At 64.2% G+C, this 18381-nt stretch carries 16 protein-coding genes; 11 read left to right on the top strand and 5 right to left on the bottom strand.

Annotated features, from left to right (window positions below):
* Positions 1–66: 66 nt before the first annotated feature.
* Positions 67–2244: a catalase/peroxidase HPI gene (gene katG, locus ACED18_RS14990; RefSeq protein ID WP_377293619.1), complete on the top strand. Its 2178-nt coding sequence runs from the start codon at positions 67–69 to the stop codon at positions 2242–2244.
* Between the two features lie 120 nt (positions 2245–2364).
* Here the strand turns inward: katG and ACED18_RS14985 are convergent, their stop codons facing one another.
* Together ACED18_RS14985 and ACED18_RS14980 are read right to left on the bottom strand one after the other, a co-directional pair.
* Positions 2365–2562 carry a hypothetical protein gene (locus ACED18_RS14985; RefSeq protein WP_377293617.1) on the bottom strand — a complete coding sequence of 66 codons (198 nt, stop codon included), beginning with the start codon at positions 2560–2562 and terminating at the stop codon, positions 2365–2367.
* Positions 2563–2710: 148 nt separating this feature from the next.
* The gene (locus ACED18_RS14980) at positions 2711–4468 is read right to left on the bottom strand and encodes a glucan ABC transporter ATP-binding protein/ permease (protein WP_377293615.1); all 1758 of its coding nucleotides are present in this window, start codon (positions 4466–4468) and stop codon (positions 2711–2713) included.
* Between the two features lie 95 nt (positions 4469–4563).
* Between ACED18_RS14980 and ACED18_RS14975 the strand changes: the two genes are divergently transcribed.
* Entirely contained in the window at positions 4564–5454 is an 891-nt protein-coding gene (locus ACED18_RS14975) for an autoinducer binding domain-containing protein (protein ID WP_377293613.1), read from the top strand.
* Here the strand turns inward: ACED18_RS14975 and ACED18_RS14970 are convergent.
* The gene (locus ACED18_RS14970; RefSeq protein ID WP_377293611.1) at positions 5451–5612 is read right to left on the bottom strand and encodes a hypothetical protein; all 162 of its coding nucleotides are present in this window, start codon (positions 5610–5612) and stop codon (positions 5451–5453) included. The genes ACED18_RS14975 and ACED18_RS14970 overlap by 4 nt on opposite strands.
* Here ACED18_RS14970 and pyc point away from each other — a divergent pair.
* The 4 genes from pyc (at position 5605) to ispG (ending at position 12565) form a co-directional block, all read left to right on the top strand.
* Positions 5605–9060, top strand: a complete 3456-nt coding sequence (gene pyc, locus ACED18_RS14965) for a pyruvate carboxylase (RefSeq protein WP_377293608.1) — start codon at positions 5605–5607, stop codon at positions 9058–9060. The genes ACED18_RS14970 and pyc overlap by 8 nt on opposite strands.
* A gap of 134 nt (positions 9061–9194) precedes the next feature.
* Positions 9195–10007, top strand: coding sequence for a DeoR/GlpR family DNA-binding transcription regulator (locus ACED18_RS14960; RefSeq protein WP_377293606.1), 813 nt, complete (start codon positions 9195–9197; stop codon positions 10005–10007).
* A gap of 4 nt (positions 10008–10011) precedes the next feature.
* Positions 10012–11196, top strand: coding sequence for an MFS transporter (locus tag ACED18_RS14955; protein ID WP_377293604.1), 1185 nt, complete (start codon positions 10012–10014; stop codon positions 11194–11196).
* A 112-nt stretch (positions 11197–11308) separates the two neighbouring features.
* Positions 11309–12565, top strand: a complete 1257-nt coding sequence (gene ispG, locus ACED18_RS14950; RefSeq protein WP_377293844.1) for a flavodoxin-dependent (E)-4-hydroxy-3-methylbut-2-enyl-diphosphate synthase — start codon at positions 11309–11311, stop codon at positions 12563–12565.
* A 178-nt stretch (positions 12566–12743) separates the two neighbouring features.
* Here ispG and ACED18_RS14945 read toward each other — a convergent pair whose 3' ends face one another.
* Positions 12744–13658 carry a polyprenyl synthetase family protein gene (locus tag ACED18_RS14945; RefSeq protein WP_377293602.1) on the bottom strand — a complete coding sequence of 305 codons (915 nt, stop codon included), beginning with the start codon at positions 13656–13658 and terminating at the stop codon, positions 12744–12746.
* Between the two features lie 328 nt (positions 13659–13986).
* Here ACED18_RS14945 and mtgA point away from each other — a divergent pair, with 328 nt between their 5' ends.
* From mtgA to ACED18_RS14925, 4 genes are all read left to right on the top strand, one after another.
* Entirely contained in the window at positions 13987–14667 is a 681-nt protein-coding gene (gene mtgA, locus ACED18_RS14940; protein ID WP_377293842.1) for a monofunctional biosynthetic peptidoglycan transglycosylase, read from the top strand.
* Positions 14668–14741: 74 nt separating this feature from the next.
* On the top strand, positions 14742–15389 hold the full coding sequence (locus ACED18_RS14935; RefSeq protein WP_377293600.1) for a glutathione S-transferase family protein: 648 nt from the start codon (positions 14742–14744) through the stop codon (positions 15387–15389).
* Between the two features lie 159 nt (positions 15390–15548).
* Positions 15549–15734: a 50S ribosomal protein L32 gene (rpmF, locus tag ACED18_RS14930; RefSeq protein WP_012067326.1), complete on the top strand. Its 186-nt coding sequence runs from the start codon at positions 15549–15551 to the stop codon at positions 15732–15734.
* 166 nt (positions 15735–15900) lie between these two features.
* Positions 15901–16305: a hypothetical protein gene (locus ACED18_RS14925; protein ID WP_377293596.1), complete on the top strand. Its 405-nt coding sequence runs from the start codon at positions 15901–15903 to the stop codon at positions 16303–16305.
* A gap of 46 nt (positions 16306–16351) precedes the next feature.
* Here the strand turns inward: ACED18_RS14925 and phaR are convergent, their stop codons facing one another.
* A complete protein-coding gene (gene phaR, locus ACED18_RS14920) occupies positions 16352–16933 on the bottom strand; it encodes a polyhydroxyalkanoate synthesis repressor PhaR (RefSeq protein ID WP_377293594.1) in 582 nt (193 codons plus the stop codon).
* Positions 16934–17145: 212 nt separating this feature from the next.
* Between phaR and ACED18_RS14915 the strand changes: the two genes are divergently transcribed.
* Positions 17146–18327, top strand: a complete 1182-nt coding sequence (locus ACED18_RS14915; RefSeq protein WP_377293592.1) for an acetyl-CoA C-acetyltransferase — start codon at positions 17146–17148, stop codon at positions 18325–18327.
* The last annotated feature ends 54 nt before the right edge of the window (positions 18328–18381 follow it).

The following is an 18381-nucleotide window of genomic DNA, read 5'->3' as shown; positions in this document are numbered from 1 at the left end:
CCTGACCGCACCGCATTCTTCCGGCACTGATCGGACCGCAATCCCTTGAGACCCATGGAGAGCAAGATGGACGCACACAACAAGGATCTGGCCGGCAAATGTCCGGTCATGCATGGCGGCAATACCGCCCAGGGCAAATCCGTCACCGAATTCTGGCCGAACGCCCTGAACCTCGACATCCTGCACCAGCACGATGCGAAGACCAACCCGATGGGCCCGGCCTTCGACTACCGTGAAGAACTGAAGAAGCTCGACGTCGCCGCGCTCAAGGCCGACCTCCACAAGCTGATGTTCGAAAGCCAGGATTGGTGGCCGGCCGACTGGGGCACCTATGTCGGCATGATGGCCCGCGTCACCTGGCACGCCGCCGGCTCCTACCGCGCCACCGATGGCCGCGGCGGCGCCAACACCGGCAACCAGCGCTTCGCACCGCTGAACTCCTGGCCGGACAACGTCAACACCGACAAGGGCCGTCGCCTTCTGTGGCCGATCAAGAAGAAGTACGGCAACAAGATCTCCTGGGCCGACCTCATCGCGCTTGCCGGCACCATCGCCTACGAGGCCGCCGGCCTGAAGACCTTCGGTTTTGCCTTCGGCCGTGAAGACATCTGGCATCCGGAAAAGGACACCTACTGGGGTGACGAAAAGGAATGGCTGGCGCCGAGCGACGGCCGCTACGGCGACGTGACGAAGCCCGCCACGCTGGAAAACCCGCTGGCCGCCGTGCAGATGGGCCTCATCTACGTCAACCCGGAAGGCGTGAACGGCAAGTCCGATCCGCTCGCCACCGCCGCCCAGATGCGCGAGACCTTCGCCCGCATGGGCATGAACGACGAGGAAACCGTTGCGCTGACCGCCGGCGGTCACACGATCGGCAAGTGCCATGGCAATGGCAGCGCCGCCGATTTGAGCGCGGACCCGGAAACCGCAGGTCCCGAGTTCCAGGGTCTCGGCTGGGTCAACACCAAGGGTCGCGGCATCGGCCGTGACACGGTCGTCTCGGGCCTCGAGGGCGCCTGGACGAGCGAGCCCACCAAGTGGGACAACGGCTACTTCAAGATGCTCTTCGGCCACGAATGGCACCACGTGAAGACACCGGCCGGTGCCACCCAGTGGGAGCCGATCTCCATCGCGGAAGAAGACAAGCCGGTCGATGTGGAGGATCCGTCCATCCGCGTCATGCCGATGATGACCGACGCCGACATGGCACTGCGCGTCGATCCCATCTACAAGGAAATCTCGCTGAAGTTCAAAGACGACCAGGATTACTTCTCCGACGTCTTCGCCCGCGCCTGGTTCAAGCTGACCCACCGCGACATGGGCCCCAAGGCCCGCTACTTCGGCCCCGACGTGCCGCAGGAAGACCTGATCTGGCAGGATCCGATCCCGGCCGGCCGCACCGACTATGACGTTGCCGCCGTCAAGGCGAAGATCGCTGCCGCCGGCCTGCCGGTTGCCGATCTCGTTGCCACCGCCTGGGACAGCGCCCGCACCTTCCGCCAGTCCGACTTCCGCGGCGGCGCGAACGGTGCCCGCATCCGCCTCGCCCCGCAGAAGGACTGGGAAGCCAACGAGCCGGCACGCCTTGCCAAGGTTCTCGCCGCCCTCGAGCCGATCGCCGCTGAAACCGGTGCCAGCATCGCCGACGTGATCGTTCTCGCCGGCAATTACGGCGTCGAGCAGGCCGCCAAGGCTGCCGGCTTCGACATTGCCGTGCCCTTCACCGCCGGCCGTGGCGATGCAACCGCCGAGCAGACGGATGCCGAAAGCTTCGCCTATCTGGAACCGGCCGCCGATGGCTTCCGGAATTTCCAGAAGAAGGACTATGTCGTCACGCCTGAAGAAATGCTGCTCGACCGTGCCCAGCTTCTGGGCCTGACCGCGCCGGAACTTACCGTCCTGATCGGCGGCCTGCGCGTCATCGGCACCAACCATGGCGGCACGGCGCACGGCGTCTTCACCGACAAGGTCGGGGCACTCACGACCGACTTCTTCACGACGCTGACGGACATGGCCTATAGCTGGGTGCCGACCGGCAAGAACAGCTACGACATCCGCGATCGCAAGACCGGCGCCACCAAGTACACGGCAAGCCGTGTCGATCTGGTCGTCGGCTCCAACTCGATCCTGCGCGCCTATGCAGAAGTCTATGCCCAGGACGACAACAAGGAGAAGTTCGTCAAGGACTTCGTCGCTGCCTGGACCAAGGTCATGAACGCCGATCGCTTCGACGTTACCGCGTAAGGCAAGCGGACCATCGACAAACAAACGGCCTCCCGAGCACGTCTCGGGAGGCCGTTTTGTTGAGGCGGCACGGAGCCGGCGCAAGGCCCTGCGGCCCCATGCCGACATCCTCGTGACGGTTCAGTGGTGCGTTGCGTGCTTGCCGGCGCCAACCTTGGCGGAGGCCTTCTTCGGCACGCTCTTGGCGGGCGGCGCGACATCGTCGGGCTTGCCTTCATTGGCATGCGCCTTCGGCCCTGCGGTGATCACACCGCTTTTTTTCGTTTCCTCGCTGCGCTTGGCAGCGGCCTTGTCCTGCTTGTGCTCGATATCACGCATTGTCCGTCTCCATCGGTTGAGGGTGACAGGGAAAGCCGGCAGATGCCCAATGGTTCCGGCCGCAGGAACATGAAGGCTGCGCAAAACGAAACGGCCGCCCCCGGAAGGAGAGCGGCCGCACGGAACGGATAAAGACAGGAGGGTCGGATCAGGCCGCCGTCAGCGTCTTGCGCACCTCGTCGTCCGTCAGGATACCGCTGGCGCGCAGCAGGGCGGCGAAGCGGCCGTTGCTGTGGCTGAGTTCGTGGAACCCGCCCATCTCGACCACCTGGCCGCGATCCATGAAGATCACCAGGTCGGCCTCGCGAACCGTCGACAGGCGGTGCGCGATGATGAAGGTCGTGCGGTCGCGGCGCAGATTGTCGATCGCCGTCTTGACCCGCTCTTCCGTTTCCACGTCCAGCGCACTGGTCGCCTCGTCCAGCACCAGGATCGGCGCGTTCTTCAGGATGGCGCGCGCGATTGCGATGCGCTGGCGCTCGCCGCCCGACAGACGGTTGCCACGCTCGCCGACATGGGTGTCGTAGCCGTTCAGGCGGCTTTCGATGAACTCATGCGCGGCGGCCGCATCGGCAGCCTTCTGGATGTCTTCCGCCGTCGCCGTCTCGCGGCCGAGACGGATATTGTCACGGATCGAGCGGTTGAGCAGGCCGGCATCCTGGAACACCGTGGCGATGGAGCGGCGCAGCGACTTGCGCGTCACCGTCGAGATATCGACACCGTCGATGGTGATCGAACCGGACTTCGGCTCATGAACGCGCTGCAGGAGGTTGACCAGCGTGGTCTTGCCGGCGCCAGTCGGACCGACGATCGCAACCGTCTGGCCGGCCTTCACCGAGAAGGACACGTTGCGCATGCCCTGCGTGGCATTGGCGAAGTCGAACGACACGTCGTTGAACACCACCTCGCCACGAACATCCTTCAGGTCGATGGCATTGGCCGGCTCTTCGCGGTCGCGGACGGAATCTTCCAGTTCGAAGAAGTCCTCGAGCTTCGCCCGGGCTTCGAAAATCTGCGTCACGAAGGCCTTCATCTGGTCGAGGCGACCGATCAGCAGGTTGGCAAAGCCGATGAACGCGATGACCTCGCCCACACCGATCTCGCCACGCTGCACGAGGAACGTGCCGATGATGAGAATGGTCATCATCGAGATGGTGGATGCGATGCGGTTGAGCGCGGAGGCCAGCGCCCACCAGTCGAGAACCGGAAACTGAGCCGAAATCAGCCGCTCCGTAAACTTCTTCAACTCGCGGGTCTCAGCCTCGATACGGTTGTAGCTGTGCACGACCGACACGTTGCTGATGGAGTCCGACACGTGCGAGAAGACGGTGTGGTAATGGCTCTCGACAGCCGCCTGGCCATCACGCGTCTTGTCCATCACCACCTTGCCGACGATGACATAGGAGATGCCGAGCACGACCAGCACGATCGAAAGACGGAAGTCCATCGCAAAGGCGGTCGGCACCAGCAGCACCAGCGCGACGGCGGTGGCCAGATGCGTGCGCATGAATTCGAGCCAGAGGGCAAACAGCGTCTCGCAGGCCCGCAGCAGCGTATGCAGCGCGTTTGAGGTACCGCGCTGGCTGTGCCAGGAGAGCGGCATGGAAATGATCCGGCCGAAAGCTTCGGTGATCAGGCTTGCGCGCCGCCCATGCGCCAGCCGGTCTGCCTCACGGGCGACCAGGACGAAGGCAATGGTGTTGAAAACGCCGAAGCCTGCCCACATCAGGAGCATGGTTGCCACATCGGTCTGCTTCGAGATCGCATCGATGATGCGACCGAACAGGATGGGCTCGACGATGGTAATGACCGCCAGGACGACGTTTGCCGCCACGACGGATCCGACGCGGAGCCGGTTGGTCGAAAGGTATCGCAGGGCCCGCGCATAAACTTGGAACAACGTCACGATTACTTACCCTTTCTCAGCGTCTCACGGGCGGCGGCCGGACCGGGCTGGGAGCACCCTCGGCCGCTTTTGCGACCAGACCTTTACATCGCGACGTGAGGGTCGCTATTTTTACAACCGATACGATTGCAAATTTCATTTCAGCATTATCCGCCCCGTTAGATGAACCTGTCCTGAATGGTGCGCCGCACACATCGGGATGCTTCCGAACCGGGTCGGGCTCAGGATGTTTCACAGGACATTTTTTGATGACCGCGAGCCTGCTGCTTCAATTCCTTCCCGCCATCGACGAGTTGCGCCGACCCGCGGAGGTCACAGCCGAATTCGAGACTGTCCTGCAACGCTGTGGCTTCGATTTCCATGGCGTGTTTCGCCGCCATCGCAGCGCGGGCGAAATGACGCATCCGGTGCTCAGCGCCCGCTGGCCGGCGGGCTGGGGAGAAACCTATGTCGAGCGCAAGTATGTGCTGATTGATCCGACCGTGCGCTATCTGGGCCGCTCCCGCCACGGCTTCCGCTGGCAGGAGGCGCTTGCCGCCTTTGCCGGCGACCCGCACCGCAAACGCATGGACCGCATGATGGTGGAAGCCCGCATTTTTGGCCTGAAGGACGGCTATATCTTCCCTGTCCACGGGCGCACCGGGCTTCTCGGCTTCCTTTCGATCGGCGGACAGCAGGTCAGCCTCACATCGATGGAAATGACCCTGTTCGAAGGCCTCGCCAAAAAGATCTTTCTGAAGCTGTCCGACCTGGCCGGCCCGCAGGACGCACGCTGCGATGCCGTCGCGGATGTTCAGGTGACCCGGCGTGAACTCGAAGTTCTCCAGCATCTCGCAGAAGGCATGACGTCGAATGAGATTTCGGCCGAACTCGGGCTCTCCCGGCACACGGTCGATTGGTACATGAGCGCTCTTCAGGACAAGCTGCAGGCCCGGAACCGCCATCACGCCGTCGCTGTTGCATTTCGAATGGGACTGGTTTCCTAAATCGATTCAAGCTGCTGGTTGTCGCGCCTGAGGGCAATTGCTTCGGTTTGCAGGCAGCGGCCATTTCTCAAATTGCGCTTCTCTAAAAAGGCGCTATTAATTTGCTGTGCAGTGCAGCATTCTCCCTTCAAGTCTACTGAGGAGTCCGACTTGTCCATTTCCAAGATCCTGGTCGCAAACCGCTCCGAAATTGCCATCCGCGTCTTCCGTGCCGCCAATGAACTCGGCCTGAAAACGGTCGCGGTCTGGGCCGAGGAAGACAAGTTGGCGCTGCACCGCTTCAAGGCCGACGAAAGTTACCAGATCGGCCGCGGCCCGCACCTGGCGCGCGATCTGGGTCCGATCGAAAGCTATCTGTCGATCGACGAGATCATCCGCGTGGCGAAGCTCTCCGGCGCCGATGCCATTCACCCCGGCTACGGCCTCCTCTCCGAAAGCCCCGAGTTCGTGGATGCCTGCGATGCGGCCGGCGTCATCTTCATCGGCCCGCGCCCGGACACGATGCGCCAGCTGGGCAATAAAGTTGCCGCACGCAACCTCGCCATTTCCGTCGGCGTCCCCGTCGTTCCCGCCACCGACCCGCTGCCGGATGACGCCGCCGAAATCCACCGTCTTGCCGAAGAGATCGGCTATCCCGTCATGCTGAAGGCCTCCTGGGGCGGCGGTGGACGCGGCATGCGCGCCATCCGCGATCCGAAGGACCTGCTTCGCGAGGTGACGGAAGCCAAGCGCGAAGCCAAGGCCGCCTTCGGCAAGGACGAAGTCTACCTCGAAAAGCTGGTCGAGCGCGCCCGCCACGTCGAAAGCCAGATCCTCGGCGATACCCACGGCAATGTCGTGCATCTCTTCGAGCGCGACTGCTCGATCCAGCGCCGCAACCAGAAGGTCGTCGAGCGCGCGCCGGCCCCCTATCTCTCCGCGGCCCAGCGCGAGGAGCTTGCCGCCTACTCCAAAAAGATCGGCGAAGCTACCAACTATATCGGCGCCGGCACCGTCGAGTACCTCATGGATGCCGACACCGGGAAGTTCTACTTCATCGAGGTCAATCCGCGCATCCAGGTCGAGCACACCGTGACGGAAGTCGTCACCGGCATCGACATCGTCAAGGCGCAGATCCACATCCTGGACGGCCACGCCATCGGCACGCCGGAATCGGGCGTTCCCGCGCAGGAGGACATCCGCCTCAACGGCCATGCCCTGCAGTGCCGCATCACCACGGAAGACCCGGAACAGAACTTCATCCCCGACTACGGCCGCATCACCGGCTACCGTTCGGCGTCGGGCTTCGGCATCCGTCTTGATGGCGGCACCGCCTATCCGGGCGCCGTCATCACCCGCTTCTATGATCCGCTGCTGGTCAAGGTCACCGCCTGGGCGCCGCAGCCGGCCGAGGCCATCACGCGCATGCACCGCGCGCTGCGCGAATTCCGCATCCGCGGCGTGGCGACCAACCTGACCTTCCTCGAAGCGATCATCACGCACGAGAAGTTCCGCGACAACACCTACACGACCCGCTTCATCGACACGACGCCGGAACTCTTCCAGCAGGTGAAGCGCCAGGACCGCGCCACCAAGCTGCTGACCTACCTCGCCGACGTGACCGTCAACGGCCACCCGGAAGCCAAGGGCCGTCCCCGCCCCGCAGCCGACGCCGCCAAGCCCGTCGTGCCCTATATCGAGAAGGACATCGCGCCCGGCACCAAGCAGAAGCTCGACGAACTCGGCCCGAAGAAATTCGCGGAATGGGTTCGTGCGCAAAAGCAGGTGCTGATGACCGACACCACCATGCGTGACGGCCACCAGTCGCTGCTCGCCACCCGCATGCGCACCTATGACATCGCCCGCATCGCCGGCACCTATGCCAGGGCCCTGCCGCAGCTCTTCTCGCTCGAATGCTGGGGCGGCGCGACCTTTGACGTGTCCATGCGCTTCCTGACGGAAGACCCGTGGGACCGCCTTGCCCGCATCCGCGAGGACGCCCCGAACCTCCTGCTGCAGATGCTTCTGCGCGGCGCCAACGGCGTGGGCTACAAGAACTATCCCGACAATGTCGTGAAGTACTTCGTGCGCGAGGCCGCGCGCGGCGGCATCGACGTCTTCCGTGTCTTCGACTGCCTGAACTGGGTCGATAACATGCGCGTCTCCATGGATGCCGTGGCGGAAGAGAACAAGATCGTCGAGGCCGCGATCTGCTACACCGGCGACCTGCTGAATGCCGCCCGTCCGAAGTATGACCTGAAATACTACACCAATCTCGCCGTGGAGCTGGAAAAGGCCGGCGCCCACATGATCGCCGTCAAGGACATGGCCGGCCTGCTGAAGCCGGCGGCCGCCCGCGTTCTCTTCAAGGCGCTGCGCGAGGCGACCGATCTGCCGATCCATTTCCACACGCACGATACGTCGGGCATCTCGGCCGCGACCGTGCTGGCCGCCGTCGAATCCGGCGTCGATGTCGTGGATGCCGCGATGGATGCGCTGTCGGGCAATACCTCGCAGCCCTGCATCGGCTCGATCGCCGAGGCGCTGAAGGGCACCGAACGCGATCCCGGCCTCGACACGGAATGGATCCGCCGCATCTCCTTCTACTGGGAAGCGGTGCGCCACCAGTACGCCGCCTTCGAAAGCGACCTAAAGGGTCCGGCATCGGAAGTCTATCTGCACGAAATGCCGGGCGGCCAGTTCACCAACCTCAAGGAACAGGCCCGCTCGCTCGGCCTCGAAACTCGCTGGCATCAGGTCGCCCAGGCCTATGCCGACGCCAACCAGATGTTCGGCGACATCGTCAAGGTGACGCCGTCCTCCAAGGTGGTCGGCGACATGGCGCTGATGATGGTCAGCCAGGATCTGACGGTCGCCGATGTCGAGAGCCCCGCCAAGGACATCGCCTTCCCCGACTCCGTCGTTTCCATGCTGAAGGGCGATCTCGGCCAGCCCCCGGGCGGCTGGCCGCAAGCGCTGCAGAAGAAGGCGCTGAAGGGTGACGAACCCTATACCGCCGTTCCGGGCTCCCTCCTGCCGCCCGCCGATCTCGATGCCGAGCGCAAGGCGATCGAGGACAAGCTCGAGCGTGCCGTCACCGACCAGGAGTTCGCCTCCTACCTGATGTATCCGAAGGTCTTCACCGACTACGCGCTCGCTGCCGAGATTTACGGCCCCGTCAGCATCCTGCCGACGCCGGCCTATTTCTACGGCCTGTCGGCCGGGGAAGAACTTTCGCCGGAAATCGAGCGCGGCAAGTCGCTCGTCATCCTGCATCAGGCCAAGAGCGAGCCGGACGAGCAGGCCATGGTGAAGGTCTTCTTCGAACTGAACGGCCAGCCGCGCCTGATCAAGATCCCCGACCGCAACCGCGCCGCCACCACCATGCTGCGCCGCAAGGCCGATGCCGGCAATGCCGGCCATCTCGGCGCACCCATGCCGGGCGTCATCTCCACGGTCGCCGTCTCCGCCGGACAGACCGTCAAGGCCGGCGATGTGCTGCTGTCGATTGAAGCCATGAAGATGGAAACGGCGCTGCATGCCGACAAGGACGGCACGATCGCCGAAGTCCTCGTCAAGGCCGGCGACCAGATCGACACCAAGGACCTGCTGATCGTCTTCGGCTGACGATCGTTCCAGTCTCCAGTCCCGAGAAATGGATTCCATGAATGCCCGGCCGGCGCGCCGGGCATTTTCGTTCTTGCACGATCATGCCGCATGTTTTATGCACGTTTTTACCGATTCATACCGGATAAAGACTGATGACAGCGATCGATCACCTCGTCAGCGAACGGCAGGCGCTCATTCTTTCCGAATTGCACGCCAAAGGCCGTGTTCTTGCACAGAAGCTGGCGCGGGACTTTGCCGTGTCCGAAGACACGGTGCGGCGCGACCTCAGGGAAATGGCGGCCCGCGGCGAATGCGAGCGGGTCTATGGCGGCGCGCTCCTGCCGCGCGGCAGCACGCGGCCGCTTGTCGAACGCATCGCCGAAGCACCGGACCGCAAGGCGCTGCTCGGCGCCGCCGCCGCCACGCTGATCGAGGAGGGCATGGTCGTCTTCTTCGATGCCGGCTCCACCAATCTCGCCGTGGTGCGCAACCTGCCGGCAGACATGCACATCACCGCCGTCACCAACACGCCGGCCATTGCCGCCGAGCTGGTCACGCGGCCGTCAACGCAGCTCATCCTCATCGGCGGCAAGATAGACCCGGCCGTCGGCGCCGCCATCGATGCGACGGCGCTGCGCCAGCTCGACCAGATCCGCCCGGATCTCTGCCTGATCGGCGCCTGCGGCATCACCGCGGATCATGGGCTTGCCGCTGATGTCTACGAGGATGCCGTCTTCAAGCGCATGGCCGCGGCGGCCGCCCGCCGCACGCTCGCCGCCGCCACCAACGAGAAGCTGACCCATGCCGCGGCCTTCCAGGTCATGCCGCTCAGCTCCAGCCTGACCCTTGTGGTGGAGGCCGATGCCGATGCGGCCCTTGTGGCCGGCATTGCCGCCGGCGGCGCCACCATCCTCCGCGCCGGGCCCGCGGACACAAACGCCCTTCTAAAGTCTGCCACGCCTTGAGGACATGCCGATGAGCACCATGCACCCCGCCAGCCCTGCTGCGGCCGGCTTCGCGCCGAAGACCCGCATCGCCGTCTCCCTTCTCTTCCTGATGAACGGCTTCGTCATGGGCAGCTGGGTTCCGAAGATCCCGGAATTCAAGGACCGGCTCGGCGTCTCCGAAGGCGTGCTCGGCCTGCTCGTTCTCGCTTTCGGCATCGGCTCGCTGCTGCTGATGCCGGTGGCGGGCGCGCTGTCGGCAAAGCTCGGCTCGCGGCAGGTGACGCTGGTATCGGGCGTTTTCCTCACGCCCATGCTGCTGGTCATGACCTTCGTCCCCAATCTCTGGACGGGTTTCCTCGGCATGGTCGCCCTCGGCGCCTTTCTCGGCGCCATGGACGTGGCGATGAACGCCAATGCGATCGAGGTTGAAAAATCGATGCGCCGGGCGATCATGTCCTCTTGCCACGCCTTCTGGAGTCTTGGGGGCGTGCTGGGCGCGGGCGTCGGCGGCATCACCATGGGCTCGCTCGGCATCACCGCCCATGCCGTCATCGTCACCATCATTGCGGCGCTCATGCTGGCAATCGCCTGGCCGATCACGCTGCGCGACGCACCGCACCCGGAAACCAAGAAGGAAAAGCTGAGCCTGCCGAAGACACTCCTGCCCTGGCTGGTCGGGATCATGGCGCTGTTCTCCATGGTGCCCGAAGGCGCCGTGCTGGACTGGAGCGCACTCTACCTGCGCAACGAGCTTGGCGCCTCCGTCGCCTTCTCGGGCTTCGCCTTCGCCGCTTTCTCCGCCACCATGTGCATCATGCGCTTTGCCGGCGACCTCGTGCGCGATCGGCTGGGCGCGGTGCGCACCTTGCGGGTCAGCGCCGCCTTCGCCCTCGTCGGCATGCTCACGGCCGGCTTCGCCGGGACGGCATGGCTTGCCATTCTGGGCTTCGCCGTGGCCGGCATCGGCATTGCCAACATGGTGCCGATCGCCTTTTCGGCAGCCGGCAACATGCCGGGGCTCCAGCCGGGCATCGGGCTTTCGGTCGTCACCTTCATGGGCTATTCAGGCATCCTCGTCGCCCCGTCCGTGATCGGCTTCGTGGCCGAGCACATCGGCTTCGGCGTGGTCTATGCCTCGCTTCCCGTGCTCTTCATCGTCGTTCTGCTCCTCTCGCACCACGCCGCCCACGCCGACCGGAAGCACTGAGACGGCTGCGGCGCACCGGCGGTCCATCGACACCGTTGACAAGCGCCCGCCCGTCCTCCACCTGAGGGCAAGCGAAAACCGGATCCCCGAGGTTGCCATGTCGTCGCGGCTCATTGCTCCCGCCTTCGAATTCGAACCGAAACCCCGCCGCTCCTCCGTCGGCGTGGATGTGGGGGGCGTGATGGTCGGGGGCGGCGCGCCCGTCGTCGTGCAGTCCATGACCAATACCGACACCGCCGACATCGACGCGACCGTCGCGCAGGTGGCCGCGCTCTACCAGGCCGGCTCGGAAATCGTGCGCATCACAGTCGATCGCGACGAAAGCGCTGCCGCCGTGCCGAAGATCCGCGAGCGGCTGGAACGCCTCGGTCTCGACGTGCCGCTCGTCGGCGACTTCCACTATATCGGCCACAAGCTGCTGGCCGATCACCCGGCCTGCGCCGAAGCACTCGCCAAATACCGCATCAATCCCGGCAATGTCGGCTTCAAGGACAAGAAGGACCGGCAGTTTGCGGCAATCGTCGAAACCGCCATCCGCCACGACAAGCCGGTGCGCATCGGCGTCAACTGGGGCTCGCTGGACCAGGAACTCCTGACCCGGCTGATGGACGAAAACCAGGCGCAGGGCTTTCCGCTGACGGCCCAGCAGGTGATGCGCGAAGCGATCTGCCAGTCTGCCCTGCTGTCGGCCGAACTCGCCGAGGAAATCGGCCTTCCCCGCGACAAGATCATCCTGTCGGCCAAGGTCAGCGCCGTGCAGGATCTGATCGCCGTCTACGCCATGCTCGCCACACGCTCCGACCACGCCCTGCACCTCGGCCTCACGGAAGCCGGCATGGGTACCAAGGGCATCGTCGCCTCGTCTGCCTCGCTCGGCATTCTCATGCAGCAGGGCATCGGCGACACGATCCGTATTTCGCTGACGCCTGAGCCCGGCGGCGACCGCACCCGCGAAGTGCAGGTGGCACAGGAACTGTTGCAGGTCATGGGCTTTCGCCAGTTCATCCCCGTCGTCGCGGCCTGTCCGGGCTGCGGGCGCACCACCTCGACGGTCTTCCAGGAACTCGCCCAGAAGATCCAGGACGATATTCGCCGCAACATGCCGGTCTGGCGCGAGAAATATCCCGGCGTCGAGAGCCTGAAGGTCGCCGTCATGGGCTGCATCGTCAACGGCCCCGGCGAAAGCAAGCATGCCGATATCGGCATCTCGCTGCCCGGCACCGGCGAACTGCCGGCCGCCCCCGTCTATATCGACGGAAAGAAGGCCCTGACGCTGCGCGGCACCAACATTGCCGGTGACTTCGAAGCCCTCGTCAACGACTATATCGAGAAGCGCTTCGGCCTCGCCAGCTCCTCGGCTGCGGAGTAGCCGGCTTAAGCATGTCGCGCAAAAGTGTGCAGCGGTTTTGCGATAACGACATGCGATAAGACAAAAAGTGAAAGCGTCAGGCGCGAATCTGCAAGATCGCGACGCGCTCTGGAGCATAATCCGACCGGAGTGAAACTGGGATCGGCAGGATTATGCTTTCAAGAACAGCGCTCCAGGGTCAGCTCTCCCGGACGGCGACGAAGTGCGCCGCCTCTGCCAGCACGCTTCCGCGTGCGCCATAGGGCAGCAGTAGCGCGCGCGCCTCCTCAACAAGACCGTCGAGCCTTTGCCGTGCCCAGTCCAGACCGTGGAGACCGACCAGCGTGCCCTTGCCCCGGCCCGCATCCTTGCCCGTCGCCTTGCCCATGACGGCCGCATCCGCGGTGATGTCGAGCACGTCGTCGGCAAGCTGGAAGGCCAGCCCGATCACCTCGCCGAAACGCCTGAGCGTCGCCCGGTCGGAATCGGATGCGCCCGCCAGAATCGCTCCGGCCTCGCAGGCAAAGCGGATCAGCGCACCCGTCTTCATCGCCTGCAATTCGCGGATACCGGCCTCATCGGGCGCCTGAAGCTCGGCAGCAAGATCGAGCGCCTGCCCACCGGCCATGCCGCCGATGCCGGCCGCCCGCGCCAGCGCCCGCACCAGCGCCACCTGACGGATAGGCTCGATCGGCAGGGCGGGATCGGAGATGATGTCGAAGGCGAGCGTCTGCAGACTGTCGCCGGCGAGAATGGCCGTCGCTTCGTCATAGGCGATATGCACCGTGGGCTTTCCCCGGCGCAGATCGTCATCGTCCATGGCCGGCAGATCATCATGCACCAGCGAGTAGCAGTGCAGGCATTCAAGCGCCGCACCCACCGTCAGGGCCGCATCGCGGTTGCCGTCGAAGAGGGCCGCGCTTTCCATGACGAGGAAGGGACGGAACCGCTTTCCGCCGTTCAGCACCGCATGGCGCATGGCCGCCAGCAGCCGCTCCGGACGCGCAATCTCGTCCACTCCCGGCGTCTCGGCGAGAAGCACCGTCAGGCGCGCCTCCACGGCCTCTGCCGTCTGGCGCATGCGATCGGGAACGGAAAGGGATATCGTGCTCATGGTCGATGTGTTTTGCATGGCCGGCAGGGCCACGCAAGCGGGGCCACCGCGGCGCGACGGGATTCACCACATCTTGGATGGCGGCCCAAAACCGTTTTCGATTCGCCCGCGCATCGGGTAAGAGTGCCTTGCCTCTGCCGCATCACCGTCCCGCACGGCTGCGCGGGGCCCGGCGAGGAGCAAGAGGTGGCCACGGATCCATGAACGGCAAGAGCGGAGCGACCGGGTGGAGGTAACGCCGGACACACGCGACGAGGCGAAGGACGCCCCGCAGGAAGAGCCTGCCATGGCTTCGCCCGAAGCCGCGCCGGCACCGGCACCGGCGACGATGCCGTACCGCCTGTGGCTGCGCCGTGCGGTGCTGACGCTCGCGGCCCTTGTGCTCGCGCCCTACCTGCTGATCCTCGTCTATCTCCTGCCCTTCGTGCATCCCGTCTCGACGCTGATGGTGGCAGATCTGGCGCTTCTTCGCGGCTATGACCGCCAGTGGGTCGATTTTGACGATATCGCGCCCGTCCTCGTCCAGTCCGTGATGATGTCGGAAGACGGCCAGTTCTGTTTCCACGACGGTGTGGACTGGGTGCAGATGCGCGGCGTGGTGGATGATGCGCTGGAAGGCGAACCCACCCGTGGGGCCAGCACCATCCCCATGCAGACGGCAAAGAACCTCTTTTTGTGGAATGGCCGCTCCTTCATCCGCAAGGGGCTGGAACTGCCGCTGGCGCTTGCCGCCGACTTCGTGTGGTCGAAACGCCGGGTGATGGAAATCTACCTGAACATCGCCGAATGGGGTCCGGGCATCTACGGTATCGAGGCGGCGGCCCGCTACCACTTCAATGTGCCCGCGGCAAAGCTCTCGCGCCGTCAGGCGGCGCTGCTTGCCGTATCCCTGCCCAATCCGATCGACCGCGTGGCGAGCAAGCCGGGCCGCGGCCTGCAGCGACTTGCCCGCGTCATCGAGCGCCGTGCCGCCGGCTCGGGCGATTACGTCAGATGTCTTTATGACTGATATCAAAGCTTTTCGTTGGTCGTGAGGCACGCGACCGCCTAGGTTCGCGCTATCAAGACCCGAAAGGCGCCCTCATGTCCGACCTCACCCTTTACATCGGCAACCAGAACTATTCCTCTTGGTCCTTCAGACCCTGGTTTGCCATGACAGCCGCCGGCATTGCGTTCCGGCATGTCGTCATTCCCTTCGATTTCCCGGCCGGAAATCCGGAATTCTTCAAGCTCTCGCCCGTCGGTCGCGTGCCAGTCCTGCATCACGGCGACGTGAGAGTGTGGGAATCGCTGGCGATCATCGAATATGTCGCAGACATCTTCCCCGAAGCCGGCATCTGGCCCGAGGCGCGCGCCGACCGCGCAATGGCCCGCTCGATCTCGATGGAAATGCTCTCCGGCTTCCGCGCGCTGCGCAACGCCTGCCCCATGAACATCCGTCGGCCGCATGCGCCGATCGCACTCCCCGACGGCGTCATGGACGATGTGGCACGCATCGAGGCCATCTGGCGCGATTGCCTGGCGCGCTCCGGCGGCCCCTTCCTGTTCGGCAAGGTTTCGGCGGCCGACGCCATGTTCGCCCCGGTCGTCAACCGTTTCGCAATCTACGAGTTGACGACGGACGCCGGAAGCCTCAGCTACATGCAGACGATGAACGCGCATCCCGCCTGGAAGGCCTGGCAAGCGGCCGCACTCGCAGAAACCTGGATCGTGCCGGAAGACGAAGCCTGAGGGCGCAGCGGAAAGCCGGAATCGAAAAAGTGCGGGCAAGGACTGGTCAAGCGGGGTTTTGCGATGTATAAGCCCGCCAAATTTCCGAGATAGATGCATGTCTTTTTCGGCCATTGGGTTGGCTGACGAGCATGTTTTGCCCGCAAGTGGAGTGAAGAAATGGCTGTACCGAAAAGAAAAACGAGCCCGTCCAAGCGCGGCATGCGCCGTTCTGCCGACGCGCTGAAGGCTCCGACCTACATCGAAGACAAGAACTCGGGCGAACTGCGCCGTCCGCACCACATCGACCTGAAGACCGGCATGTACCGCGGTCGCCAGGTTCTGACCCCCAAGGAAAGCGCATAAGCCTTTCCGGGACGGACGATGGTTGAAAAGGGTCGGCTTGCCGGCCCTTTTTCTTTGGGCGCTGTGTCGTGCACTGCGGGCATGCGCGTCATCCGCCTTGCCATTGCCACCGGCACCGGCTTCAATGCGCGCGCCCCTGAAAAGACGGGCAACGGGAGACTTGCCGATGATTGCCGCCGTTCCGCTGATGCTCGTGCCGCTTGCGCTCTACAATCTCGCCATGATCGGCCTGTTCGGTGCGGCACCGGCCATCTTCGATGCCGAGATGATCACTTTCACCATGGTATCAGGCGCCCGCTGGGGCCTCACCTTCGGCGACCTGCTGATCGTCGTAGCCCTTATCCTGCTCTTCGTGGAAATCCTGAAAGCCACCCACATCGGCTCGAAAGCCCTTGTCGATCATATGCTATCGCTCGTGGTCTTCCTGGCCTTCCTGGTGGAATTCCTGCTGGTGACGCCGGCCGCAAGCCGCGTCTTCTTCATCCTCATGACGATCGCCTTCATCGATGTCATCGCAGGCTTCGCCGTGTCCATGCGCACGGCAACCCGCGACGTGTCCATCGGGCTCTGATCAGACATGAGTGCGGTGGGAAGGCGGGCCATGGCCCGCCGGATCATCAGCTCAGCGTGTCAAGCTTGGTCTGGAGCGCGCGCAACTGCTCCTTGAGCTCGTCCAGGTCCTTGGCATCCGCCTTGCGGGTTTCCTTGACGGCCGGCGGCGCGGCCATGAAGGGCGAGAACATCTGCATCGCCTGATGGAACATTTCGGTGTTACGCCGCACCTGCTCCTCGACCAGTTGCAGCGGCACCTGCAGGTTCTTGCCGAGCGGCGTATCGCCGAAGGCCTTGTTGATCTGCTCGCGCATCTGCGACTGCTGCTCGGCAAAGGCCTGCATGGAATGCTCGAGATAGCTCGGCACCACCATCTGCATCTGGTCGCCGTAGTAGGAGATCAGCTGGCGCAGGAACGAGATCGGCAGAAGCGTGTTGCCGGTCTTTGATTCCTGCTCGAAAATGATCTGGGTGAGAACGGAATGGGTGATATCGTCGCCGGATTTCGCATCCTGAACCACGAAATCCTCGCCCTTCTTGACCATCACGGCGAGATCGTCGAGCGTCACATAGGTGCTCGTTCCCGTGTTGTAGAGGCGCCGGTTCGCATATTTCTTGATGACGATCTGACCATCGTGTTTCGGCATCGGGGCCTCCTCTTCCCATGATCCGTTCTTCTTGTAATTTCAATCGTAGCCGCAAAATGACGACGCTGACAATCTCTTTGTGCAATGCGGCGAAGCATCCGACAAACCTTTCTTGAGACAACCGGAAATCGACTTTAAGCGGGTTTGACTTGCGCCCGGACCTTTGCCACTGTCCCCCCAGAAGTCGTTACCGACCCCCGTGAGGAGACACCATGAGCACACCCTCGATCGTCATCGCCAGCGCGGCCCGTACCGCCGTCGGCTCCTTCAACGGCGCCTTTGCCAACACCCCCGCCCACGAGCTTGGCGCAGCCGTCATCAAGGCCGTGCTCGAGCGCGCCGGCGTCGAGGCCGCCGACGTGGACGAGGTGATCCTCGGCCAGGTTCTCCAGGCCGGCGAAGGCCAGAACCCGGCACGCCAGGCTGCCATCAAGGCCGGCATTCCCAACACCCGCACCGCCTGGGGCATGAACCAGCTTTGCGGCTCCGGCCTGCGCGCCGTCGCCCTCGGCATGCAGCAGATCGTTTCCGGCGATGCGGACATCATCGTTGCCGGGGGCATGGAATCCATGTCGCTCGCACCCCACTGCGGCCATCTACGCGGCGGCACCAAGATGGGCGACTTCAAGCTCATCGACACCATGATCAAGGACGGCCTGACGGACGCTTTCTACGGCTACCACATGGGCATTACCGCCGAGAACGTGGCCCGTCAGTGGCAGCTGTCGCGCGACGACCAGGACGCCTTCGCGCTCTCCTCGCAGAACAAGGCCGAAGCCGCGCAGAAGGCTGGCAAGTTCGCCGATGAAATCGTGCCCTTCACCGTCAAGACCCGCAAAGGCGACACGATCGTCGATCAGGACGAGTACATCCGTCACGGCGCAACGCTCGATTCCATGACGAAGCTGCGCCCGGCCTTCGACAAGGAAGGCACCGTTACCGCCGGCAACGCCTCCGGCCTCAACGACGGCGCCGCCGCAACGCTTCTGATGACGGAAACCGAAGCCGGCCGTCGCGGCATCCAGCCGCTCGCCCGCATCGTCTCCTGGGCAACGGCAGGCGTCGATCCGCAGATCATGGGCACTGGCCCGATCCCGGCCTCGCGCAAGGCACTTGAAAAGGCCGGCTGGTCGATCGGCGACCTCGACCTCGTCGAGGCCAACGAAGCCTTTGCCGCCCAGGCCTGCGCCGTCAACAAAGACCTCGGCTGGGATCCCTCGATCGTCAACGTCAACGGCGGCGCCATTGCCATCGGCCACCCGATCGGCGCATCCGGCGCACGCGTGCTCAACACGCTGCTGTTCGAGATGAAGCGCCGCGGCGCGAAGAAGGGCCTTGCCACGCTCTGCATCGGCGGCGGCATGGGCGTTGCCATGTGCGTCGAAAGCCTCTGATCCTTCCCGCCGGACAGCGATCGAAACGAATTGGGCCGGCTCCCGCGAGCCGGC

The sequence above is a fragment of the Rhizobium sp. SG2393 genome (assembly GCF_042610495.1).
GTDB lineage: Bacteria > Pseudomonadota > Alphaproteobacteria > Rhizobiales > Rhizobiaceae > RU20A.
This window is presented reverse-complemented; position numbering and strand designations above follow the sequence as displayed.

What these genes read in the sequence shown, in the direction of transcription:
- katG (WP_377293619.1), top strand. Translation starts at nt 67, where the DNA reads ATGGACGCACACAACAAGGATCTGGCCGGCAAATGTCCGGTCATGCAT.
- ACED18_RS14985 (WP_377293617.1), bottom strand. Translation starts at nt 2,562, where the DNA reads ATGCGTGATATCGAGCACAAGCAGGACAAGGCCGCTGCCAAGCGCAGC.
- ACED18_RS14970 (WP_377293611.1), bottom strand. Translation starts at nt 5,612, where the DNA reads ATGGACAAGTCGGACTCCTCAGTAGACTTGAAGGGAGAATGCTGCACT.
- ACED18_RS14960 (WP_377293606.1), top strand. Translation starts at nt 9,195, where the DNA reads ATGACAGCGATCGATCACCTCGTCAGCGAACGGCAGGCGCTCATTCTT.
- ACED18_RS14955 (WP_377293604.1), top strand. Translation starts at nt 10,012, where the DNA reads ATGCCGATGAGCACCATGCACCCCGCCAGCCCTGCTGCGGCCGGCTTC.
- ACED18_RS14945 (WP_377293602.1), bottom strand. Translation starts at nt 13,658, where the DNA reads ATGAGCACGATATCCCTTTCCGTTCCCGATCGCATGCGCCAGACGGCA.
- mtgA (WP_377293842.1), top strand. Translation starts at nt 13,987, where the DNA reads ATGCCGTACCGCCTGTGGCTGCGCCGTGCGGTGCTGACGCTCGCGGCC.
- ACED18_RS14935 (WP_377293600.1), top strand. Translation starts at nt 14,742, where the DNA reads ATGTCCGACCTCACCCTTTACATCGGCAACCAGAACTATTCCTCTTGG.
- rpmF (WP_012067326.1), top strand. Translation starts at nt 15,549, where the DNA reads ATGGCTGTACCGAAAAGAAAAACGAGCCCGTCCAAGCGCGGCATGCGC.
- ACED18_RS14925 (WP_377293596.1), top strand. Translation starts at nt 15,901, where the DNA reads ATGATTGCCGCCGTTCCGCTGATGCTCGTGCCGCTTGCGCTCTACAAT.
- phaR (WP_377293594.1), bottom strand. Translation starts at nt 16,933, where the DNA reads ATGCCGAAACACGATGGTCAGATCGTCATCAAGAAATATGCGAACCGG.
- ACED18_RS14915 (WP_377293592.1), top strand. Translation starts at nt 17,146, where the DNA reads ATGAGCACACCCTCGATCGTCATCGCCAGCGCGGCCCGTACCGCCGTC.